The sequence below is a fragment of the Paenibacillus turicensis genome (genome assembly GCF_017873435.1).
Taxonomy (GTDB): Bacteria; Bacillota; Bacilli; order Paenibacillales; family Paenibacillaceae; genus Fontibacillus; species Fontibacillus turicensis.
Window position 1 is genome coordinate 88,757 of sequence record NZ_JAGGKG010000005.1, and the last position, 25,228, is coordinate 113,984.

The window sequence follows — 25,228 nt, forward strand, 5'->3', positions numbered from 1 at the left end:
TTCTCTCCTTTTGTCGTCGTTTAATCTGCTAGCTTATCATATGCGTGTAAGTAGGCTGTTGTCACAAGCAAATAATTAGGGTGTGTCTGAGAAAGCGGTTTATTTGGATACATTGTTAGTGGTAAGATGGATTCAGGCTTATAGAAACATGGCACTTTACCTTTCTTAAACACTAGGAGGCAGCTATGCAATCACCTATTCTGCATTTTATAACCCCCCCAATCCCATATTTTATAGACTATGGTCATACGAAATATGCTCGTGGTGAAAAGCATATTTATCGAAGCTGTATTGGAGTATTTGATCTAATCGCAGTCACGAAAGGATGCTTGGCTGTAGGAGAAAATGAACAGGAGTGGCGTGTGCAAAAGGGAGAGTTGCTTATTTTAAGACCTGATTGTAGTCATTATGGTACACTTTCCTGTCAAGAGGAAACAGAAATTACGTGGATTCATTTTCAAACGTTTGGAAGTTGGAGAGAAGGTTCCTCCATGGATGATTGCTTAGATAATCAACCTTCACTGATTGCAAACCATAAAAAAAATGCTTATTTAAATCATTGTGATGTTAATTCTATTTTTATTCCAAAATATATGAAGCTCTCTAGAAAAAGCTTGGAGGATATTCAGATCCTTCACCAATTAGAGCAGGAGCCAAAGTCGTTGAGAAATTGGAAAAGACAATCTACTTTTCAACGCTTGTTACAGCATCTGGATTCAGAGCTTGCTTCACTATCAGATACAACCGCGATTCAATTAGCCGAAAAAATTGAGTGGTTTATTCATTGTAACTATCAGCGTGAAATTAGTAATGCCATCCTACATAAAGAATTAAATTATCATCCTAATTATTTAGCTAAAAATATGCTCAAGGTGTATGGTATGACACCAATAGAATATTTGCAATATTACCGTATTGAACAAGCAAAAAAGTTGTTATTACAGACGAATTGGCAAGTCGCTAAAGTTGCTGAAGAGGTAGGCTTCCATCATGTCTCCTATTTCTCTTCTTGTTTTGTACGTAGAGAGGGGATTTCACCTAGTAACTTTAGACGCAAATATACTAATATGTCTTAGAAATTAAATGAGGATCCTACTTATTTAGTATAAATAAGAGAATCCTCATCTAATTACAGTTTGCAACTTTATTTTTCTCTCACCCATACACTCATTTCATTTTCACCGCGATTTGCCCATGCGTAATAAGGAATAAACTTAACATGTGTCTCAGTATGCTCAGGTAAGGCCTCATCACTATACAATTCCCCTGACCATGAACCTTCTTTTATTCGATATCCTTTCCCTTCAATCACCGTAACTCCTCCAAGTAACTGCTCGTCATAACGAGGCGTTAGCTCAGCATCTTGTGGTAATAAGATTTCATGTAAGTGGGCACCATTATCAACTTGTTCTAGACAATATATGAAGGGCCCTCGCTGAATGGCAACCTTGCCAATATTTCCACGAACATGTGGATGACTATGCATGCGCATCACAGGCATATCCAGCGTTAGGGTCACCCGATCGCCTTGCTGCCATTGACGTGTAATTTGAGCGTATCCTGCAACTATAGTAAACTGATCCTGTTTAATCTCATGCCCATTTACTACAATGGTAAATTGCTTACACCACTGTGGAATACGAAGCGCTAACGTAAATACGCAAGCATGCTGTGGTGTAACGGTTAGATTGATCTCTCCATCCCATGGATAATTGGAGTTTGACTGGAGCTGTACAGGGATTTTTCCAACTACTAAATTAGCTTCCCCACCAATATATAAATGCTGATAAATGATATCTTCTTGAACCGTATAAATATATTCCCCTAAGGAAGATATCAATCTAGCCACGTTAGGTGGACAACAAGCACAGCCAAACCATTCTTGTCGAACAGGCTTCACATGGTCATAATTGTGATTAACTCCCCCACATGAACATGGATTTACTTCAAGTGGATTCACATAAAAGAAATGCTTGCCATCTCTAGACATACCTGCAACAACTGTATTGTATAAAGCACGTTCTAGCACATCCCCATATTCCGCATTTGGCTCAATCATAAGCATTCGTTGTGCCGCAAAAATCAAGCCAATCGACGCACAGGTTTCGGCATAAACAGTATCATTGGGCAAGTCATAGTCATAAGAAAAGGCTTCCCCATGCACCATTGAACCGATGCCACCTGTAATATACATTTGACGATGAACAATATTGTCCCACAGTCGTTTAGCAGCCTTTAATAGCTCTCGATCCCCAGTTTGATTAGCCACATCAATCATGCCAGTTAACATGTACACTAATCTTACGGCATGACCTATCGCTGTATCCTGCTCCACTACAGGCTTATGGCTTTGACTATAGGCTAAATCAATGGACGTATGGTCTGGGTAAAAATGACGTTGTCCTCCTCTTTGCTCTAGCTGCTCAGCATAAAAGCTTGGGGATTGCCCACGTTCGCTCAAAAAATATTGGCTAAGCAAAAGGTAACGCTCATTCTCAGTTACCTCATATAACTTGACTAACGCCAGTTCAATTTCTTGATGTCCATCATACCCCTGCAAGCGACCAGCTTCTGAGCCAAACACAGTATCAATATAATCTGCAAACCGACTAACGACATCAAGAAGCTTTCTTTTGCCTGTAGCCCGATAATATGCTACACCCGCTTCAATCATATGTCCTGCACAATACAGCTCATGGCATTCCTCTAAATTGCTCCATCTTCCATTTGGCTCCTTCAAAGTATAATACGTATTTAAATAGCCGTCGTCATGCTGAGCTAAAGCAACAATATCTATCATTTCATCTGCGATTTGCTCAAGCTTAGGGTCAGGTTGAACATGTAACAAATAAGCTACTGCTTCTAGCCATTTTGCGACATCACTATCTTGAAAAACCATGCCATAAAATTCACCTTCCGCAAGTCCAGCAGCTATTTTAAAGTTATTTACCGCACCACTACGCTCCGCATTTTCCACCCGATCATTTAACGCCTCCCATTGATATGGAACAACCACCTCTCTAATCAAATTGATATAATAACCCCAGAACGCATCCTTAATTTTGACCTGCTGAAGTAAGGGTTTGGACATATCACTTAATAATTTAGTTTGCGTCATGACAGTGAAGCTCCTCTCCATATTTGTCAATCGATTTTAAATCGCCACCGAAATAACCCACTAGATAAAAAACTTTTAAGTCCCCATTAATTAACTTGCTGAATTACCGAAAGTGCTGCTTGTAGCTGCTGTAATGCAGTCGTAATCTCACCTTCTGTAGCAGAACCCCGTTCATTAACCTCATTTGCTTGTGCTAAAGCTAACTCAAGGCTCTCCCATTGCTGTTCCGTCGCTTCATATTGAGCCTTATTCTCTACTATCTCGTTAGCTTCCTCAATGGCTATGACCAATTCAGACTTATCATACTTCACTGTAACTAGACATGTTGCATTGATAGAGGTTCCCACGATTTTACCTATCACCTGAAATGTATGTGCCGTTGTGACTTCATTAAATGGGACCTCATTCCACGTTACATCAGCAAACCCTATAGTATGGTCTGAATAGGTCACCTTCACTTTGTCCGGCAATGTAGGCAAGGCACCTACAATGGTATCCACTTCTACATTTTCAGCACTGATGATGTCAGTTCTACCCATCGCTTGGGAACCCCAGACACGCCACTCCTTAACTCCCGTCCAAACGGAGGGTTGCCTTACCAATACAAGACGAAGCTTTGTCGTTGTTATTTCATCAAAAGTCATCGTATTAAAAGTGTTTTTTTGTATTGTTTTTCCTTGTACATTAGCAACTGGTGTAAAAGCGTTAAGACTATCATCCCAATATTCAATGGAATAATCAGCAGGAAGCTGAACACCCCCACCATCGTCAAAGAAATAGATGGAACTCTGTGATAGTTTTACAGGTTGACTCCATTCATATTGGAGGAAATGCTGATCTGCGGCATCTGCCCAATTGCCATATTGAACTTCTTCCTCTGGCTTGCCGATATTTCCAGATGTGTAAGGAATAAATCCATCATTAATACCCTTTAACGACTCCCATGGGGACACATAAGACGTGCTTGCATTAGCTAGCAAGGCTAGGTTTTTATACTTTAGGCCTGAAATTGCGGACTGTAGAGATGTACGTGCTGTATTGATTTGCTCAGCAGTATAATTTTCTGTTCCAAGTAATGCCTTTGCTTGCCCAATCGCTTCCTCCAATGTAGCCCATGATTCACTCGTAAAGTCATCCCCATTACGAACAATTTTCCCATCATCACGTGAAGCATATGGAGCAAGCATGTTTTCAATATCCTGTGTGGCCACAGCGACATTAAATTCAATATCCATTGATGAAGACAATTCACCATCACTTACCGTTAGCCTATATACATACTTGCCAACCGCAGGGAACACAGCCTTAAAAATAGGCTCATTCACATCAAGCTGCTCTGGTTCTCCTTCTCCTGAAACTTTACTCCATTGATACGTTAACTTCCCGCTAGGCAAACCATCGTCATGAATGGTAGGAATTAACTTGATCTCTTCCCCTTCTCCTACTGCATAAGTCGTTCGCTCTAACAGTATCCGAGGGGCTTGATTTATCGCTGGTTGTACGTTTGCGAGTTGATTATTATAAATTTGAATTTCTTTAATTCCTGTTGCAAATTCCAGACTATGTGTCACATTAATACGAATTGCAGCTGTATTTACAGCAGTAAACTGCACATCATTATAGTTGGATGCAATCAACGCTGGATAACGGAATTGTCCTTCCACGGGTCGCCAGGTCACCCCATCCTGTGCTAAATACTCCACGCCAAACTGCTGCGGTGTACCATACCCTGCCTGCAAACGATCATTAAAAAAGTACACCTTTACATTGTCTACCATTTGAGGTTCATCAAAATTAAACGTAATCGTATCTTCTTTATTAGGTGATCCCCCAAATAACGCTGTATTTGAAGTATGCTTTGTTGATGCAATGGTTGAACCATCCACTAACGCATCAAGATTAGAGCCTTGCTTAATATAAGTAGATGTAACCTGTGTCGTTGGCAATGTAGCTAAATTCACACTATCATTTACAATATCAATCCCTGCTTTATTAAACATGTCTACTACTTTGGTTACGCTTGACAAAGAGGTAGCCCCTGCACTCGCTAGAGTGACACTACTTCCCTTCTCATAAATCACCTCTGTCTCAGCATTACTGCCGACAGCACCCGCAATATCTCCCTCTGGCAAGATCACCTTTCCCGTAGTCGTATCAAAAATAACATGAGACAACTCATTTGTGGCCATTACGCGCTCACCATTTATAAATAAGGAGAAACCTGCTGGAATACCTTGATAATGAGGCTGTTGACTAAACTTTGCAGGGTCTTGCCATACAATAGAAAGATCAGCATCGTGATAACGTACATTGTCTACCGCAAAATAATCATAATTGATGCCTATTGGCCATAACTCAATTTTCTCATCCGTACGTGGCTGTAGACCAGCAATATCCTCCATCACGGTATAGTTCATCATGCCTAACGTATCGTGGTGAATCCATGCTCTAACCATTTTTCCGCTTGGATTAGGTGGATTATCTTTAGTCCAAGGTGTACCAAAGTAATAATCCTCTAGCCAAAAAAATTCATTTGAATCTAAATGATCGGTATTCCCCGGCTCAACAGTGTGTAACCAAGCACCCCAATCAAACAATTGCTTATACGTATCTGCATTAATATTTTGTACAGGATATTGTCTTAACGAAGCTGTAATCGTATTAATATAATTACCAAAATTACACCAAGCAAATTGATCAGTCCCATACGCATTGGTTTTTCCATCTACATAATCCTGAACCCGTTTCATAATGCTATGCTGATCTGCTGTAAAGAAAGGAAAAATAGGATAATAGTTCGGATCACCATAGTCTGCTAGCTGACTTAAATATTTAGCTTCATAGTTAGCTTCAAGTGCAGTAGGTACAACCCCAAAATTAAACACAAATAGATTGTTATCACGCCAAGGCACAAAAACGTCTTGAGCTCCTACCGTTTTTTTGTGCAAAAAGCTACCTTGACCATTGCTATCTGGCTTACCATCGCCATCAAAGTCGTTACCATCAAACCACATTTTAGTTAAGATCGATTGCCGAATTTGATCCCCAATCGTTTCCATATTATTGGCATTGCTTGTTTCACCTAACTCCTGATACATTTCAGCCGTTGCCACCGCATTGCCATACGTAGTTGCAGAACCATCTAGCCTTGCGTAGTTCCCGCCACCATTCCAATGCATGGACACGGTATCCCCATCATTGCCTGTCATTGGACCATGATTATAATAAACAAGCGAAGGATCTGTCCCTTTAAAATGAGCCAACGTACCTGTCACATCATTTGCTGCAATATCTGCAAATTTTTTCAGTATTTTATTGCCGCCACCATAAATTTTGTAAGCTTCCCAGCCAACCTGAGACGTATTTTGCATCATATCCCACGTCCAAATATTAGGACGACCTGGGTTGTTTTTATAATTTTTATTTTCAGAATATTCCCCTTGAGCTAGCCATGTCCCGTAAGCATAAGCAGGGTTGCGAAGCCATTTCAAGTCCTGTAGAGCCCAAGGCACACTTACCGTAATCCCATTGTTGTAGCCTAATACGCCCTCCATATTCATCGGGAACTGCCAATCATTGCCCGGTATGTTAGCATCTAATAGGTTAAAGCGATTACACCACCACCAATAATAAAGTACTTTCTTTACATTTTCGTCAGGAATATCAATATAAGGAATGTTGTCTGCCCACCACGCATTATAGGCTTTCACCTGTGCTTCAAACGCAGCGGCATTGCTTGGCATGGCTTTCCATTGCTCATATTCCGTTTTGGATGCAGGGATTTCCTCGGCTAACCAGCCCATTACCACACGTTGCTCTATTTTACCGTTGCCAGGCACGGTGATTTCCTTTATTAATGCTTTGGATTGCTCCACTGGATTTAACCCATTTCCACTTAAATGTACATCTACATAGGACATTGCTTTTACAACCTTAGCGCCTTCTGTACTAATCATTAAAGGGGCCGCAACACGCTCCCCAATTAGCTCCTCCCCATCCACTTTGTTTACAAAGGGAGATTTTGCGGTTAGCGTAAACGTAATAGGCTGACTACTTGGATTAGTGAATTCCAACAAGGTTACAACACTATTGCCATAGGTAATAAATTTCTTTTGATTAATCTGTAATGCCCCACTACTGTAAGTATAGTTTCCATGACTTGGATAGTTTTTACGCTCTGCTTTATTTTCCGTCACTGCCCCAGTAGATAAGCTAATCTCAACCATTTTGTCTTGATTTAACGTATCGGCATAATGTACCTGTCCAACAAAACCAAGCTTAGAATTGTCCTGACTTTTCATATAAAGGGCGCTTCCTCGGCTAAATAACGTATTTGCGGAACCTTCATCTGCAATATCGTCGGGAATAACCCCTTTGTTCACTAGCAACTCATCTAACCAAGGAAGGTTTTGATGATCATTTGCAAACGCAGCAAAATCAAAGCTTTCAATCTGCTTCATCATTTGCCCTACCGTTTCACTACTAAAATCAACACCCTCTTGTACAAACACATTACTATCATTCCATTGGGCTGTACCATGATCGTGACCTACCCCTGGCATTTCATAGTTTGTCGTGTAGTTTGCTGATGTTGACGCTGGAACTAAGCTTGTTGCAAGTGTGATACAACCAATAATCGCTATACTTTTTCTCATAATTTTTCTTAGACTTTTCCTCAGCCAAGGCTTACTTTTCATACATAATGCCTCCCTTTTCCTTGATATTGTTTTATTGTGTTATCCCTTAATGCCAGTTAAAGTGATCCCCTCAACAAAATACTTGTTACCAATAAAAAAGAATAATAGACAAGGTGCAGTCACGATGAAAGCTAAAGCCATCACCTGCTCATAGTTTGGAATCCGCATTCCGTTCACGATATATAATCCCATCGGCAAGGTGTAATCGGCTTCTGTTTTCAAATAAATCATCGTATAAAAGAAATCATTCCAGCAGTTAATAAAGCTAAACAAGGCAACCACAATCATCGCTGGTTTAATCAACGGTAGCATAATTTTCAAATAGATTTTAAAGTAGCCTGCTCCATCTATTTTGGAGGCTTCGAGCAGTTCATCTGGAATCGTCATAAAAAATTGACGTAACAAAAACACAAAATAAGCATTCCCTCCCGCACAAAAGAACGCAGGAATAATCAGAGCTGTTTTTCCAGCAAGGCCAAGTGAGGTAAATAAGGAGTATTGCGGTAACAAGGTGACCGCGCTTGGTAACATCATTGTGCTAATCACGAGCATGAACCAGATGCCACGCATCGGAAACCGTAGCTTCGCAAATGCGTACCCTGCAAAGCTAGTTGTAATCATGTTGCCAATAACATAAGGCACAACAATTGATACTGAATTCCATAACTGACGCGAAAAATCAATTCTACCTAATGCAAGTCTGAAATTATCAAAGTTTAATATAGCTGGCCAAAACACAGGGGGTCTCGCTAAAATTTCACTATGGCTCACAAATGCACCACGCAGTAGCCAATATAACGGAAATGCCATCACTAAGCCCAACATACAAGACAAAGCGATTAACAAGGCATGAATCATCTTCCCTTTTGTTTTAGCTCTGGATATACTTGCTGTACCTGTTATCGCTGTCATCGTCTCCCCCTCCGCTTCTTGCCCATACTATCATCTCTTTTTAGCGCTCCTTGGAAATAAAACAATACGGTGGTAATAAGCAAAGTGACCACAAAGACAACCCAAGCCTCAGCAGAGGCAAGACCACGCATGCCTGTCTGTACAAATGAATGATCATAAATCATCACATTAATAAAATAGGTCATCCGATCAGGTGCTCCATTTCGCGATAAAACCACACTTTGCGTATAAATCTGGATCGAGGTCATCATACACATAATTAATTGGAAAAATAGGACAGGCTTAATCGTTGGATACGTAACCTTCTGAAACTTATGCCAAGCATTTCCCCCATCCATTTCGATCGCTTCAAGTAATTCACCAGGAACGTCCTGTAGGGTCGCAATAAAAACAACAATTGTACCTCCACACGTCCACAAGCTCATTAAAAATAACGTTCCAAAAATATGATAAGGATCATTCAAAAAGTCGATTGGCGTTGTTCCTAGCTTGAGGAGAAGCCAATTAATTAACCCACCCTTTGCCTGATTTTGTAACAACATCTGCCACACAATTGTCGTCGCAAGCATCGGGATGACAGAGGGGAGAAAAAACACTCCCCTTAACAAATTGCGTCCAATAAACTTACGATTCAGCAATAATGAAATAATGAGGCAAAAGGTAATGACCAAAATAACATTAATAAATGAATACACCAAGGTCACTGTCATTGATTTTTGAAATTCAGAGTTTGGATTGGAAAATAAATATTTGAAATTATCGAGCCCAATCCACTTCATGACCTGAGCACCATTTACGATCGTTATTTTATGAAAGCTATACACTAAACTAGCAATCATCGGATACAACGTTAAAATTAAGAAGCCTAAAATCGCAGGAGCTGCAAATAAATAGCCTGTCAGCGCCTCTTTCCTCGTCCCTCTCATCTGTCTTGTAACTGGAGGGTTCGCCTTCTTTATTTCAGTCTTCATTTGCATCGCCATTAACCCTTTCCGCCATGTTATTCAGAAACAGAACCACTTTCCCATAGCTGCTTAATGCTAGGCATCGTCTCTTTAAACATCGCTTGAGCTGTTTTTTTGCCTGATAACACTTGGTCGATATTTTGCTCATATTTAGTGTTCATTTTAATGTAGGCAGGAACATAATAAGCAGGCCATTGTACAATCGCATCTTTTGTATTGGAATAGCTAAGAATGGTTTCCTTTGCACTGACAGGAAGCTCAGTTGTCCATTTATCAATTAACGTTGGTTCTGTATACCAATCAGCCTGATTAGGCAGCCATGCTCCTGATTTTAGTAAGTCCAAGCTGTTTTCTGGATTAACCAAATACGCGTACAGCTTTTTCGCTTCCTCAATATGCTTGGAGGTATTATAAACAACAAGAGGTGCACCACAGTTCATGGTCACTGCTTTTTCCATTTTAGGTAACACACCTACACCAATATCGTCATTGCCATTAATATTCGCTAAGTCCCATGACCCACTAATAACCATGGCATATCCACCTGCTAATGCATCAATCGCCGATCCAATTCCAGAGTTCCATGTATAGCTAAATGTGGAGGTGACTTTATCCTTCTGAATTAAATCCGCAATATTTTGAATTCCCTGTACGGACTTGTCAGAATCCCATAAAAATTGCTTACCGTCTGGAGATACAACTCCACCCCCATTGGCATAAGCAGCCCAAAAATGATGAAACTCACGACCAGCCGTAAAACCAACACCATAATTTTCTGTCAAATCTGCATTAAAGGCGGGATCACCAGCATGATTTCCTTTTGTATCTGTCGTAAGTAGCTGTGCATTTTTTACAAAGGTGGCCCAATCCCAAGCATCCTCTACTTTAGAAGGCGGATACGGAATGCCCGCAGCATCAAATTTAGATTTACTATAAAACATCAGTTCAAGTTGATTAGATAAGCCAACACCAATCACCTTGTTGTCTGGAGAATGAATTGTTATGGCATCTAATTTAGCGGGAATGCTGCCATTGTCCAGCATGTCACTAATGTCAGCTAAAATCCCCATTTCATTATATTTTTGTATATCCGCTTCTCCCATATAGCTGATATCAGGTAATTGCTTTGATTCAAGCCGAGTTTGAATGAACGTATCAAAGCTACCATCCGCAGGCAATACCTGTGCATTTACTTTAACCCCAGTATCGGCTGTGTAACGCGCCAATGTTTCTTCAACAAGCCGCTTCTGAACATCATCTCCCCAATACAACAATTCTAGTGTGATTTCCGATGTGTCTGTACCATTAGAATTATTTACAGTCTTGTCCGTCTTACTGTTTGGGTCCGATGTGCTTCCACATCCAGCCAATGTTAGTCCAATCAAGGTGACACCTAATGCTACACTAACCATCTTTTTAAACCAATTCATGTCTTTACCCCCTTGTTCTAAAGTCAAATGTGTATACATGTTCCAAACCAAAAAAGTAACCGCTTACATAAAATATGATACCATCTACGATTTATAAAGGAATTCTGTATTGCAACTATAATTTTAAATATTTCAACCTTTTAGAGGCTCTTTTATAAATCAGTATTTGACAGCCATAGGGGGCTGGTAGCTACGATACAGAGAGTTCTTACGATTGTTGTTAAAATCATATTCCTTTTTATTGGAGTAAGTATTTTGGCGGAATTTGATTTTAAAGACAATCTTCAGAATCTCTCTGTCCCTCCGCTAGTACGGGTTGGCTGTCAAGCACTGATTTCAAGATTGAACCTTTAAAAAAAGGTTTCCTAAATAAAAAACCGCCTTTAACCGAGGGCAAGAACCCTGATTAAAAACGGCATTTTATATTTTAATATTTGATATTTGCTCATCACTTAAATTAGTGGTTGACAAACGACCCTAACAAGCAAAAAAACAGGGGGATTCTGGAGAAGTGGAACGTTCGTATTTAAAACCAGATTTCAACGACAAAATTACACGGATACTAAGAAATCTGGTTTTAATAACGATCGGAAGAACCCTCTGTTTTGTAGCCTTCCACCTCCACCTTTGTCAACCACTAATTTTTTATTTTTTAAGCTCAGCTTCAATCAACGGCTGTAATTTACTGTAATCCTCAGTTTCCGCCTCACCAATCTCTTTTCCATTCATGAATATGGTTGGAGTGCCGCCAATTCCAAGCTTGTCCCCTAAATCATATTGGGCTTGTACCTCTTTAGCATAAGTTTGGTTGTCGATATCTTTTCTTAGCTGCTCAAGGTCTAGGGAAGCATCTGCTTCACCAGCAAGCTTAACTAAGAAATCGGTGGTTGCCCACACTTTTTTCACTTCACCTTGATTTTTAAAGATCAAATCAATGTACTTCCAAGTAGCGTCAGGATTTTGACGATATACCGCTTGTGCAGCTAACGCCGCCGTTGTAGAATCTTCATAAAGAAATGGAAAATGAACATAATAAAGTGCAACTTTACCTTGTGCAATATAATCATCATAAATGTGTGGCTTTACAGATTCATTAAATACTTTACAGCTTGGACATTTTAAATCTGAAAAGTCTACAATTTTTACTTTGGCATCCGCTGCTCCTAGACGAGGTAAGTTATTGTAATCAAAAGCATCCGCCTTATCCCGTGTCTGAAATACTAGCACGAGGATCAAACCTAGCAATACAACACCAATGGTAGAAAACCAAATAATACGTCTAGTTTTCTGTTTTTTCTGTTGCTGGATCGCTTCTGCCTTGCGCTGTGCCATAACATTACTTTTTTTCTTAGGAGGCATATCATTCCTACCTTTCATTTATATCATTTTACTTTGTCTGCAACCATTCTAGTTACAAATATTTGTTAAGTCAAGATTTCATTTTGCAAATTTTACACTGCGTTAACAAAAAACGTTATTATTATAGAAATGTAAAGACTATACTAAAATGATGAATTCATGAATTTCCTAATAAAACGGTCATATTAGTTATCGGAGGTCAAACGCGCATGACAGATACAGAATTAAAAACTACTCATCCCACCTATTTAAATCGTGATTTAAGCTGGATTGAATTCAACCGACGTGTATTGCTTGAAGCCAAAGATGTCAGCACACCACTTTTGGAACGACTGAAGTTTCTGTCCATTGTCTCTAGTAATTTGGATGAATTTATGAGCGTGCGTGTAGCAGGAATTCAAGATCAGATTCGTGCTGGCTATACCAAAAAAGATTTCTCTGGTTATACACCATCAGGATTATATAAAAGGCTGATATCGCGTACATCTAATATGGTTGCTGAACAATATCGTACTTTTCGTGAGCTAGTAAGACAACTAAGCAAAGAAAACATTATGATTTTAAATATTGAAGATCTAAATGCTACACAACAACGTTATACAGAAAAATACTACCATGATATTATTTTCCCTGTGCTTACACCAATGGCCGTGGATCAAAGTCGTCCCTTCCCACTTGTTCATACTGGCTTTGTTTATTTCGCGGTTGTATTAGAACCTCTATCCACTAGCAACTCACAAAATCTTGAGGAGCCTTATTTTGCAATTATACAAATCCCTTCGAATCTACCAAGGCTTCTTGCCTTACCTCATCATTCTACCAGTAAAAAGCAATCGTTTATCTTAATAGATGAATTAATCCGTCATCATATGCAGACGTTGTTTAATGGCTATACGCCTGTTGCCGCACATCAATTTAGATTAACACGAAACGCAGATTTGAGTATTGATGAGGAAGGTGCGGAGGATTTACTAGAGGAGATTGAAAAGGAATTACGAAAGCGTCGTTGGGGCGCACCGGTTAGACTGGAAATTCAAAAGGACATTCATCCCTTTGCAATGGAAATGTTATTGGATGAATTTGAAATTAAGGATACGATATTTGAAATTGATGGACCGTTAGATTTAAGATTTCTAGGCAAGCTGCCAGGGATGCTAAAAGGCTACTCCCGTTTGCGATTTCCTCAGCTTGAGCCACAATACCCTATCGAATTTGAGGAAAACGATGACTTTTTTGAGGTGTTAACTGAGAGAGATGTATTAGTGTACCATCCTTATGAAAGCTTTGACGCCGTAACAGATTTCATTACAAAAGCATCCGAAGATTCCACCGTTATGGCGATTAAAATGACATTATATCGTGTCAGTGGCAACTCTCCCTTAATTCGTGCCTTAGCATTAGCTGCTGAAATGGGCAAGCAGGTTACTGTTGTTGTTGAGCTAAAAGCAAGATTTGATGAGGAACGGAACATTGCTTGGGCTAGAACACTAGAGAAAGCAGGTTGTCACGTCGTTTATGGCTTAGTTGGCTTAAAAACGCATGCTAAAATCTTGCTTGTTGTAAGGCAGGAAGGCAATCAGCTTAAGCGTTATGTCCATGTGGGGACAGGCAATTATAACGATATTACCGCTACCTTGTATACCGATATCGGTTTATTTACGACGGACAAGGCCATTGGTGAAGATGCCTCAGAGCTATTTAATTTAATTACAGGTTATTCTACGGCAGATCACTGGCAATCGCTAACCCCTGCACCAACCAATATGACGGACAAGCTATTTGAACTGATCTCGCGTGAAGCAGAACATGCTGCAGCAGGTCGACCTGCAAAAATCATTGCAAAAATGAATTCATTATCCAGTCCAGAAATGATAGATAAGCTATATGCAGCTTCACAGCAAGGTGTAAATATTGAGCTTATTATACGGGGGGTTTGTTGCTTACGCCCAGGTGTAGAAGGTTTAAGCGAACGGATTACAGTAAGGAGTATTGTGGATCGCTTTTTAGAGCATTCACGAATTTATTATTTTGAAAATGGGGGAGAACCGGAGGTTTGGCTGTCTAGTGCAGATTGGATGACGCGGAATCTTACACGAAGGTTAGAATTGATGTGTCCCGTCCATAACGAGTATACACGAGACACAATCATAGGTATTTTGTTGTTATCACTGAAGGATAATGTCAAAGCAAAAAAGCTGCTCCCAAATGGAAAATATGAAAAAATCACCAATCAGGCACCACCGTGCCGAAGTCAATTTGATGCTTTAGATATTAAGGCATGGAAGAAGGTTCAAGCTTTACCTTTAGATTAACACCCCAAGCTTTTTTAAAGCTTTTTGTTAAACCTTCCAGCTCCCTTAGCTCCAAGGGAGCTTCTTGTTTTGCAAGCAATCGTAAGGTAAGTGTATCTTCATTACGCACAACATGCTCTATTTCTAACGATTGGGTTCGGCTTACATCAAGTGCAATCGCAAGCTGTAAAATAGCACTTAGCCGCTCGATTTGGGTAAAGTCCTCTCCGTTTAACATGCTTTTATAAGTAGCTAGTGCCTTTTTGTTAGGCATCATCCCACTTGCAATACAAGCGCTGATCAATGCCTGATGATGATCTAACCCAATCATCGGAACATGAGTCAGCCAATAAAAAGTATGCTTATCATATTGATGATATCGAATATTCATTCCAATCTGATATAGCTTGGCAGCTGCGTACAATAAAATTTTATCATCAGGGTTATCATTTCCTAAAGAATACAATGACTCATACAACAGCTCGGCATTATGCTGCACCTGTTCAACATGTCCTTTTGAGCTAGCGTTATCAAACGCCAATATATTATTAATTTGAAAGGGAACCACTTCACCTTTAGCAGGAACAGAGATTTTTTCCGCTTCTAGCATTAAGCCTTCTCTTAATCCAGTCCCACTTACTAAATAATAGTCGGCATGAATGTAATTATAAATCGTATTCAAAATAATAATACCTGGCACAATAATATCAGCTCTTGATTTGGCTAAGCCATCGATTGCCTTACGTTTATCTAAAGGGAGCTCTGGCAGCAGCTTTTCATAATGCTTTAAGCTATTTCCTTCAATTTTATAATAATGTGCCACATTCATCGGATAGTCCACTCTACGTTGATCCATTTTAGCGAGCGTACGTGAGGTTCCACCTAAACCGATTAGCGGCAAATGTGGATTGTTTTTTATCCACGCATGAGGAGTTATTAATTGTGTTACTCTGGCTTGCAACGCTTTGATGCTTTGCTCATCCCAGACGCCATCCTTGCTAAACAGCTCTTGCCCATTTACTGCTCCTAGTGGCAAGGATACGCTGGAAACGACCTTTCGATGACGGAACAATGTAATTTCACTACTTCCTCCACCGATATCTATAATAAAGCCATCATTAATATCCATCGTGCTGACTACACCAAGAAATCCATAATACGCTTCTTGTTCACCCGTTAACACTGTTACCTTTAGCCCTGTTTCCTCATAGATCACTTTAATGATTTGCTCTTGATTTGTGGCGTTACGAATAGCAGCGGTTGCCGCTACAATCACTTCATGACAACCATACTTTGTACAAATCAGACCAAATTGAGCCAAAATAGGTGTTACTGTTAAAATATCCTGATATGAAATTGCACCCTCCTCATTGATCTTTTGACTTAATCGAGCAGATTCCTTATTTTCATAAATTAAGCGATACGCTTTAGAATCCGTCACTTCATATACCGCTAAACGAATCGAGTTGGACCCGATGTCCATAACGCCTAAGGTAGTCTGGCTATCATGCATAACATTTCTCCTTACTTTAATTTGCTTCTCTCTCCAGTATTCCGTAATATACTAAATCCACATACTTGCCTTCTTTCACAATATGTTCCTTGAAGGTTCCTTCTTGCTTCATACCTATTTTCTCCATAACTTTTCCTGAAGCAATATTAGAAGAAAAATATCGTGCAAATACTTTATTCAGTTTTATTTCCTTAAAAGCAAATTTTAATACCGCTTGAGCTGCCTCGGTCGCATATCCTCTTCCCCAATATGGCTCACCAATCCAATAAGCTAGTTCCCCATGATTAAAACCTTTATTATTACTTAGTGCAATCGCTCCAACCACTTCTCCTGTTTGGTTATCAGTTATAGCAAATTCATATAATTTGTCATTAATAAAGTTATCGTAATGGGATTCTATCCAAGTTAAAGCATCATTTATATGATACGGGTAGGGCAAATACAACGTGCTTTTATAAATATTATAATTGTTACAGAGAGTAGCAACAGTTTTGGCATCAGATTTTTGGAATAATCTTAAAATTAGTCTTTCAGTACTTATTTTCCTTTCCCCTATTTCCACGCTAATATCCCCGTCCTCCCTAAGCATTTTGTAGATCCACCGTCTAATATGTTTTCAACAAAATATTACTTCCATTATATGTTGTCAACGTGATAAATTAAAGCAAAACAAAAAAGGGCTACCCCATCTATTCCTAGGAATAAACGGGATAACCTTCAATAACGGAGAAAACTTAAATTGCTAAAAACAAATCTTAAAGTTTAATTGCACGCACTAATTCAACAACCTCTTGAGCCGTTGATTTTTGCAATGCTTGTGCTGCTAGTTCTTCCATCTCCGCTTTAGAAAGCTTAGAGATTAATGAACGTGCAGGTAAAATGGAAGTTGCACTCATACTAAACTCATCAAGTCCAAGACCTAGCAATAGAGGAATCGCAGTTGTATCGCCTGCCATTTCTCCACACATACCAGCCCAACGACCTTCTTTATGAGCAGCATCGATAACCATTTTAACTAAGCGCAAAATAGATGGATTGTATGGCTGATACAAATAAGAAACACGCTCATTCATACGGTCAGCCGCCATCGTATATTGAATCAAATCATTTGTACCAATAGAGAAGAAATCAACTTCCTTGGCAAATTGATCTGCAAGAACCGCTGTAGCAGGAATTTCAACCATGATTCCAATTTGGATGTTGTCAGATACCTCGATACCTTCAGCAATAAGCTTCGCTTTTTCTTCCATAAGTAAAGCTTTAGCTTGACGGAATTCGTCTAATGTAGCAATCATCGGGAACATAATACGCAAGTTGCCATATACACTAGCACGAAGCAAAGCACGAAGTTGTGTTGAGAAAATATCTGTACGATCCAAGCACAAACGAACTGCACGGAAACCAAGGAATGGGTTCATTTCTTTAGGCATATCAAGGTAAGGAAGCTCCTTATCTCCACCGATATCTAATGTACGAACAACGACTGGTTTGCCTTCCATACGCTCTAATACTGTTTTGTAAGCATTAAATTGTACTTCTTCGTTCGGCATTTCTGTACGACCCATGTACAAAAATTCTGTACGATACAAGCCAACAGCTTCGCCACCATTATCGTTAACACCGTCAACATCATTAGGTGTACCAATGTTACCCGCAAGCTCTACATGTACGCCATCCTTTGAAGTCGTTGGTTCTTCACGAAGAAGTCTCCACTCTTTTATTTGACGTAAATGAGCGTCACGTTTAGCTTCGTATTGCTTTACAGTCTCAGCATCAGGATTAATGATCACTGTTCCTTCCAAGCCATCTACAATAATAAGGTCGCCATCCTTCACTTGCTCAAGCACATCTTTTGTTCCTACAACCGCAGGAATTTCTAAAGATCTTGCCATAATCGCAGAGTGAGAAGTTCTACCTCCGATGTTTGTTGTAAAGCCTTTAACGTACTTACGGTTTAATTGTGCAGTATCAGAAGGAGTTAAATCTTCTGCAACTACAATCACTTCCTTGCTAATTTCAGCAGGATTAACATAAGAAAGACCTAACAAATGGATTAAAACCCGTTTTGTTACATCACGCATGTCAGCTGCACGTTCTTGTAAATATGCACTTTTCATGTTTTCAAACATGGAAATAAACTCTTGAGCCGTTTCATTCAAAGCGAACTCAGCGCATACTTTTTCATTTGCAATTTTGTCTTGAACAGGTGTAAGCAATTCTGGGTCATCCAGAATAAGCAAATGAGAAGCAAAAATTTCAGCTTTCTTTTCACCAAGCTCTTGTAGTGTACGCTCTTTAATGCTCTCAAGCTCTTGTCTTGATTTCGTTAGCGCATCCTCCAAACGAGCTAATTCAGCAGCTGAATCTGCTACCTCACGCTTAGTTACTGTAAAATCGGGATGTTCCAGTTTGAAAGCTGGAGCGATTGCTACACCAGAAGATGCCGCAATACCGGTAATATTAAGCATGAACTTCGCCCAAACCTTCCTTGACGATTACATCTGTTAATGCTTGAAGAGCTGCTTCAGCTTCGTCGCCTTCAGTCATAATTTTGATTGTATCACCTTGCTCCAAACCTAAAGATAACACACCTAGGATGGATTTAAGAGTTACTTTTTTACCGCCAGCTTCTGCAAAGCTTTCAGCATTTTTGAATTTACCAGCTGTGTTTACGATCGCTGTTGCTGGACGTGCGTGGATACCATCTTCATCAGTAATTTTAAATGTTCTTTCCATATTTAGTCACTCTCTTTTCATTAGTTTTTGTTGGGGAAGTCCAAGGTAAGCATTTTGAAAAAATTAAAATTAGTTGACCTCTTACGAGATGGCATGATAGATGTGGCATTAAATAAGCTTTTCCATCACCTTCATAATTTGATAGGACTCCAGACCAAACATAATATGTAATTGATCTCCCATATCAAATACGGCAAAGGCGCCTAATGCAGTTAGTTTTTCTGTACTAAAATCATTTCGGTTTTGCAAGGTCGTCCTAAGCCTTGTCATGCAGGAATCCACTGCAATAACATTAGCTTTTCCTCCCAAAGCCTCAAAAATACGAAAAACAAATTCATCCATACCAAGCTCAGCAATCCGTGCATCTAATAAAATTTTATTCATATGCGTTCTCCTTGCCTTTATTCCCAGTGGAGCAAGTACGTCAACTTGATAAGACTAGATAACGTTTTGCCATACATTAAAACAACAACGTTCTGAATACATGCAAAAAAAGGCATAAGCGAATAAAGCATGGAAATATCAACACTTTATACGGATATAATACCCCAAAAGTGATCATATAAACCAATACCTAAACAACTCATGCCTGATCGAATCAGTAACACATTGAACTATTTTGTTGTCTTACTTAATTAGCAGTATAACAAATCTATAATTTAGATTCAATACTTAATACTTAACTTATAGATTAATCTTTTACTTACTTGAAAATCAGTGTGTCCCTTTTGGTGCGACACGGTGTAAGTGTACGATCAGATAGCTAACTTCTGCTTGATATACAGCAAGGTTCAAACGTGTCTCCATTAACTTGGTTAACTTTACAGCAAGCGTATGCAAGGTTGGATATTCCTGTTCTAAAATACTTTCCAGCTTCCCCATATCGCTGACCTGCTCTCCTCTACGAACACGCTCAATCGCAAAACGTAAATGTGTAAGCAAACGAGAAAAATCAAGCGAAGTTTTATCAATTGTAAAGTTTAGTTCCTGTTCAATTAGACTCACTAAATCTGCAATAAGCTGTGTATGCTCCCTTACTTCATTGATATGACGGTTAGTAAGACCACTATGAATGTGTAAGGCTACAAAACCAATTTCATCTTCTCCTAAATCCACGCCCATCTTTTCATGAATCAAATCAATTGCATATTTAGCAAATTCAAATTCAACAGGGTATATTTCTTGGGTTTCAAATAAAAATGGATTATGGAATACAATATCTTGCTCTAATCGCTTCAATGCAAACGCAATATGATCGGTTAACGCAATATGAATATGTTCGTTTAGTTCTGTTTGTGTCTTCTGAGAAATATACATGACCACTTCCCCAATAACCTCAATCAGTTTTTCATCGATCTCAGGTAGGAGCTGGATATATTGCTTCCGTTCCTGTTCATTAGTGAGTATGAATAATTTCTCTATGGATTCTAGAGAGAGCAGATCTCCCGATTTAGCATTAAACCCGATGCCTTTACCAATCACCACAACCTCACCATGATCAGGGTGGTTCCCGATAATCACATTATTATTTAATGCCTTTTTTACGTGCAGGCTTTTCATAGCGTTACCCTTTCTGCATACAATTTCATAATGTCAAAGACCTGAAGCGTAGCAGGCTCAATTATTCATATTATAAATCATTCTACTATAGCAATACCAGTATTCTATAGATAAATAGAAGCGCTCGGTTTTACCGAACGCTTCATACGAGTAATACTAAACCTAACCTATCATAATACTTACTAATTACGGCTAATATAGTATACTATTTTTCTTCATCACTTGCTGTGTTGGGATCCGCATTAGTTACTTTTGCATTATTTGGGACATCAATCACGGGTTCTTTTACTTGTGCTTGCTCCACGACTTTTTTTGTCCCTAACGCCGCTGCGATTGCAGCCGGTACAGCTACACTGGAATTCTGACTATTTGCTTCCGATTTATCACCAGTAAGCTTTTGGATTAGCTTGTTGATGTCAATTCCAGATACATCCTTCAGCATTTCAGGTGCAGTTGCCATTAGCTCTGTAACATAGTTGCTGACTCTTGCTGCGCCTTCACCTTTACCTGTATCCACTACAGTTAACTTATCAATGGATGAAATTGGAGCCGCAATTTTACCAGCAAGCTCTGGCAACATTTTAACGACGATATCGAGAACGGCTGCTTCACCAAATTTTTGGAAGGCTTCAGCAAGCTTTTCTTTTGCTTCCGCTTCAGCCAAACCACGTAAACGAATAATTTCAGCATCTGCTGTACCTTTAGCACGCTCTGCATCAGCAATCGCTAAACCTTCTAAACGTTTTTGCTCTGCGGATGCTTTTGCTTGAGTTTCAATGGAATATTGAAGTGCGTCGGCTTCTCTCATTTTCTTCGCTTTATCCGCTTCAGCCGCTTGCTCTACCGCATAACGATCCGCGTCTGCTTTTTTCTTCACTTCAGCATCATATTGCTTTTGACGAACTGTGATTTCTTTATCCTGCAAATCAATTTCACGTTCTTTACGTACCAATTCTACCTTCATTTGCTCTTCTACCATCGTTTGTTTCGCACGTGCTTCTTGAATATGGTACGCTTGGTCAGCTTCCGCCTTTGCAGTGTCTTGTTCCTTTTTAAAGGAAGCAACCTTAAGCTCTTTTTCTTTAGAGGCTTCAGCGATATTTGTATCTCTTAGTAGCTCCGCCTTTTGTCCTTGCTCTTCTGCTAACGCCTTTTTAATACGGGAATCTCTAACTGCATCCGCTTCAGCAATTTCCGCATCTCTTTTAACAGCGGCAATTCTTGGTTTACCTAACGCTTCTAGATAACCATGCTTATCACGTACATCCTTAATCGTAAAGGAGACAATTTGTAGACCCATTTTCTTTAAGTCACGTGCGGCTACGCCTTGTACCTCTTGCGCAAATTTATCACGATTTCGATAAACCTCTTCGACTGTCATCGCACCTAAGATTGAACGCAAATGTCCTTCCAGTACCTCTTGCGCTTCACCTTTCAAAGCTTCAATCGGTTTGCCCATAAATTGCTCCGCAGCCGTTGCTACATCTTCTGTAGAACCGCCAACCTTAATTATCGCAACGCCATCAGCACTTACTGGAACCCCTTGCTCCGTATAAACCTCTGGGGTCATAACATCTAGCTTATGTGATAATAACGACATAAACTCAGCTTTTTGGAATACCGGCCAAATAAATGCCCCGCCACCTCGCACAATTTTAATTTTACGTCCTGAATCATCATCAGAAATATTTTTATTACCTAAAAATGAACCCGTTACGATCATCGCTTCATCTGGGCTTACTGTTTTATATCTCGCCCAAAAAGCTAATCCCATCACAATGATTACAACAATTACAATACCAGGAATCAATAAAAAATCAGGAATATTCTCAAAATTCAAACTTACCCTCTCCTCTTACTCTGTATTTGTGAGTTAAAAAAGCTAGTTAGCAACTAAGCATACTAAAGTAGGTCAAGCTGGCTCTAATTCAGAAACCTTGACTACACCATCTTCGGTATCAATAACGACCACCTTTGTCCCCACAGGAATTTGCCGTTGATCCCAACTAGATGCAATATGTAGCGTGTTGCCAGCAACAAAGTTAATCATGACTTCACCAAATCCTTGCTCTGGAATAGGTACAGTCACTTCCCCCAATTTACCAGGTAGCTCTTTTATAGAGTAACTGGTGGAGTTTTCACTATTTTCCATCGGTTTAACGTAACCAAAATAAATAACAACACATAACAATAAAGCGATAACGATGGAAAAAATGAGTACAGCAGATGTTGTAAGTGGAGAATAACGACCTAATAAAATACCTGCACCTCCAAACGAGGTTACAGCGGAAGACAATATGATTGGTTTAAAAAAATCAACTGCAAAAAAATCAAAGACCCCATCAATAAAGCTTCCAATCAGATCACCTAAAACCACACTCACAATTGCAAAAACGCTGCCACCAATGAGACAGCCCCAATACAACGACTCCATCTAGCTCCCCCCTTTCGGACTGCCTTAATATAACTAATTATACGGTGAATTGTCATTTTCGTTTCATAAATTATTCATGTAATAGGAAATTAGGGTGTTTTTTAGAACCCTAGTTTTGTAATTATATCCTTCCACGGTAGCTCATGAGTGAACTTAATATGCTGATATGATTCATCCTTTGGCCAGTCTAAAATAGAAATTTCTTCCTTAACTCCGTTTTGCTCAGAGATATTAAATTGTTCACCATATATTTGAATAAAATAGGTTGTATCCTTTATTTTTATATCTGTATATAACATTATATTTTTTTCAGTAGAAGCTATTGTGTACTCCTGTTCACCATAAGTTTTAGTAGCTATTGTGACGCCCTCTCCCTCTAAATACTGTATTTTTTCTTTACTTAGCAAAACTCTTAACGCTTTGTTATCCTTGTTACGGTATGTGAGAAATAAATCAACTATATCTTGAGTATTGAATTGTATTTCATATTTTTTATTAAGCTCAATACTATCGAATCCTAACATTTTGTCATTATCCCAGTTAATTCGTATACGTGCTGAATCAAAGACATAGTTGGCTAGACTAGGCAACACAATCATTTTATCAAAGTCTTTTTTTATCTGATCTATTGTAGAATAACCTTCGGACTCTTTTATTACACCAAGAGACTTTTCCTTTGTTCCTTTATACATGTATTGTCCTAATTTCATATTTTTGCGTTCTTGCTCCACTTGTTTCCCTAGTTCATCATAATACTTCTCTTGTTCTGGTGATAAAATTGAATTGACCGGCATTTCAGTTTTACCCTGCTGCTTCATTTGAGCCAAGGTAGGCTCATTTTTTAAAATATATTGATGCACGATCGTAATCATCTTAGTTAACATAACCTCATCAATACGCTCCAACGTGTCTGTTTTAGTATGAATAAAGTTATATTCTTCTTGAGTTACTGTTAATGCCGGAATACCTTCTGCTGAAAAAGATAAATGATCACTCCCGATGATATTACTTTTTACCGCTGAAACTCCTTTTTCATGAAAGAAATCTAACATACTATTGACTAACACATCGTTTTCTTCCCCATCAAGCATTGCTTTTCCACCGTCTATAACACCTAAGCAATCTAAATTAATATTAAACACATGTTCATAGGTATTACCTAATTGCGCTACAAATTTTTTACTACCCTGAAAATGAGACTCTTCCCCATTAAATGCAACAAAAATAAGATCACTTTCAAAAGGGGTTTTGCTTGCATTCTCTTGTAACAATGAAGCAAGCTTTAACATGGCTGCGACACCAGACGCATTGTCCACTGCCCCTCGATAAATTTCTTCCTTTTTGCCAGTATTCCACCCAACGTGATCAAAATGACCCGAAATAACAATTGCCTGACGTTGATCTTGGTTTTGCTTGCCAGCAATCACACCAACAATATTATTAACCTGAATAGATTCCTTTTCTAACTCCATAGACAGTTGCATTTTTTGTATTTGATCCATATGGGTATAGAGCCATTGATATGTATCTGGGCTAATTTGATAAAACGGCTGTTCTTTCGATTCTGTAGGTAAAAGCTTTTTTAAATTAGAGGTTGATATTAATATAGCTTTGGGTTGAATTTGCTGCTTTGTCATGTCATAGCTTTTCATGTCCTCAAGTATCAAAACCTTTTTTCCTAGATCAACATCATTTATATCAAATGTAAAGTCAGCTTCTGTATTAAATTTAAAGTTCACTCTTTGCTCTACGTAATCGTGTCCATACTTAAATTCTTTGCTGGTCCCGTCTTTAAGGTTTACTTTCATCATATATGTTTGCTTATTGGGATCAAAGAAATCTTGCTGATAGGACTGCTTAAATGAATTTCCCTTAAAAGGTTTAAGCCCAATTAGTTGAAATTGCTTTTCTACATATTCACTCGCCTTTAGGTTCCCTTCGGTTCCTGGCAACCGTCCCATCATCTTATTACTAGTTAATTGTTCAATCACTTCCATCGGTTCTGACGGTTTGCTTGTAGAGGCTTGACAGCCCGCTAAAGCTAATGAAAAAACTGACATCATTATAACTATAGCCATTGTAATTTTATTAGTCCGATATGTATGCATATAATCCTCCTATTTTATCAAATTTCAGGATAATAATATCATATTTTAGCAAAATATATACTATTTGGATTAATGTAACATTAATTATAATAGAATTTGAAAGGA

Annotated in this window: 18 protein-coding genes; 2 read left to right on the forward strand and 16 right to left on the reverse strand. The window is 39.0% G+C overall.

Annotated elements, in window-relative coordinates:
- Nucleotides 1–20: 20 nt before the first annotated feature.
- Nucleotides 21–173 carry a hypothetical protein gene (locus J2Z32_RS07050; protein ID WP_210088478.1) on the reverse strand — a complete coding sequence of 51 codons (153 nt, stop codon included), beginning with the start codon at nt 171–173 and terminating at the stop codon, nt 21–23.
- Between the two features lie 12 nt (nt 174–185).
- On the opposite strand from J2Z32_RS07050, the gene J2Z32_RS07055 reads away from it, so the two are divergent.
- Nucleotides 186–1,076, forward strand: a complete 891-nt coding sequence (locus J2Z32_RS07055) for an AraC family transcriptional regulator (protein WP_210088479.1) — start codon at nt 186–188, stop codon at nt 1,074–1,076.
- A 68-nt stretch (nt 1,077–1,144) separates the two neighbouring features.
- Here J2Z32_RS07055 and J2Z32_RS07060 read toward each other — a convergent pair whose 3' ends face one another.
- From J2Z32_RS07060 to J2Z32_RS07085, 6 genes are all read right to left on the reverse strand, one after another.
- Nucleotides 1,145–3,118 carry a glycoside hydrolase family 127 protein gene (locus J2Z32_RS07060; RefSeq protein ID WP_210088480.1) on the reverse strand — a complete coding sequence of 658 codons (1,974 nt, stop codon included), beginning with the start codon at nt 3,116–3,118 and terminating at the stop codon, nt 1,145–1,147.
- An 86-nt stretch (nt 3,119–3,204) separates the two neighbouring features.
- Nucleotides 3,205–7,815, reverse strand: coding sequence for an Ig-like domain-containing protein (locus J2Z32_RS07065; RefSeq protein WP_210088481.1), 4,611 nt, complete (start codon nt 7,813–7,815; stop codon nt 3,205–3,207).
- Nucleotides 7,816–7,854: 39 nt separating this feature from the next.
- A complete protein-coding gene (locus J2Z32_RS07070) occupies nt 7,855–8,727 on the reverse strand; it encodes a carbohydrate ABC transporter permease (protein ID WP_210088482.1) in 873 nt (290 codons plus the stop codon).
- Nucleotides 8,724–9,704 carry a carbohydrate ABC transporter permease gene (locus tag J2Z32_RS07075; protein WP_210088483.1) on the reverse strand — a complete coding sequence of 327 codons (981 nt, stop codon included), beginning with the start codon at nt 9,702–9,704 and terminating at the stop codon, nt 8,724–8,726. Before J2Z32_RS07075 ends, J2Z32_RS07070 begins: the two co-directional genes overlap by 4 nt.
- Nucleotides 9,705–9,727: 23 nt before the next feature.
- Complete coding sequence (locus J2Z32_RS07080; protein ID WP_210088484.1) at nt 9,728–11,122, reverse strand: extracellular solute-binding protein; 1,395 nt, start codon at nt 11,120–11,122, stop codon at nt 9,728–9,730.
- A gap of 645 nt (nt 11,123–11,767) precedes the next feature.
- On the reverse strand, nt 11,768–12,499 hold the full coding sequence (locus J2Z32_RS07085) for a DsbA family protein (RefSeq protein ID WP_245251271.1): 732 nt from the start codon (nt 12,497–12,499) through the stop codon (nt 11,768–11,770).
- 191 nt (nt 12,500–12,690) lie between these two features.
- Here J2Z32_RS07085 and ppk1 point away from each other — a divergent pair, with 191 nt between their 5' ends.
- Nucleotides 12,691–14,793, forward strand: coding sequence for a polyphosphate kinase 1 (gene ppk1, locus J2Z32_RS07090; protein WP_210088485.1), 2,103 nt, complete (start codon nt 12,691–12,693; stop codon nt 14,791–14,793).
- Here the strand turns inward: ppk1 and J2Z32_RS07095 are convergent.
- The 9 genes from J2Z32_RS07095 to J2Z32_RS07135 all read right to left on the reverse strand — a co-directional run bounded on the left by J2Z32_RS07095 (nt 14,753) and on the right by J2Z32_RS07135 (nt 25,123).
- Nucleotides 14,753–16,285: a Ppx/GppA phosphatase family protein gene (locus J2Z32_RS07095; RefSeq protein WP_210088486.1), complete on the reverse strand. Its 1,533-nt coding sequence runs from the start codon at nt 16,283–16,285 to the stop codon at nt 14,753–14,755. The genes ppk1 and J2Z32_RS07095 overlap by 41 nt on opposite strands.
- Nucleotides 16,286–16,301: 16 nt before the next feature.
- On the reverse strand, nt 16,302–16,874 hold the full coding sequence (locus J2Z32_RS07100; protein ID WP_210088487.1) for a GNAT family N-acetyltransferase: 573 nt from the start codon (nt 16,872–16,874) through the stop codon (nt 16,302–16,304).
- Nucleotides 16,875–17,040: 166 nt separating this feature from the next.
- Entirely contained in the window at nt 17,041–18,753 is a 1,713-nt protein-coding gene (gene ptsP, locus J2Z32_RS07105; protein WP_210088488.1) for a phosphoenolpyruvate--protein phosphotransferase, read from the reverse strand.
- Nucleotides 18,746–19,021 carry an HPr family phosphocarrier protein gene (locus J2Z32_RS07110; RefSeq protein WP_210088489.1) on the reverse strand — a complete coding sequence of 92 codons (276 nt, stop codon included), beginning with the start codon at nt 19,019–19,021 and terminating at the stop codon, nt 18,746–18,748. The genes ptsP and J2Z32_RS07110 overlap by 8 nt, the downstream gene beginning before the upstream one ends.
- 108 nt (nt 19,022–19,129) lie before the next feature.
- Entirely contained in the window at nt 19,130–19,405 is a 276-nt protein-coding gene (locus J2Z32_RS07115) for a PTS sugar transporter subunit IIB (protein WP_210088490.1), read from the reverse strand.
- A 330-nt stretch (nt 19,406–19,735) separates the two neighbouring features.
- Complete coding sequence (gene glcT / locus J2Z32_RS07120; protein WP_210088491.1) at nt 19,736–20,581, reverse strand: glucose PTS transporter transcription antiterminator GlcT; 846 nt, start codon at nt 20,579–20,581, stop codon at nt 19,736–19,738.
- 205 nt (nt 20,582–20,786) lie between these two features.
- Nucleotides 20,787–22,406: a flotillin lipid rafts scaffold protein FloT gene (locus tag J2Z32_RS07125; protein WP_342453932.1), complete on the reverse strand. Its 1,620-nt coding sequence runs from the start codon at nt 22,404–22,406 to the stop codon at nt 20,787–20,789.
- Between the two features lie 87 nt (nt 22,407–22,493).
- Nucleotides 22,494–23,015: an NfeD family protein gene (locus J2Z32_RS07130; protein ID WP_210088492.1), complete on the reverse strand. Its 522-nt coding sequence runs from the start codon at nt 23,013–23,015 to the stop codon at nt 22,494–22,496.
- Between the two features lie 101 nt (nt 23,016–23,116).
- Nucleotides 23,117–25,123, reverse strand: coding sequence for a M28 family metallopeptidase (locus J2Z32_RS07135; protein ID WP_210088493.1), 2,007 nt, complete (start codon nt 25,121–25,123; stop codon nt 23,117–23,119).
- Between the last annotated feature and the right edge of the window lie 105 nt (nt 25,124–25,228).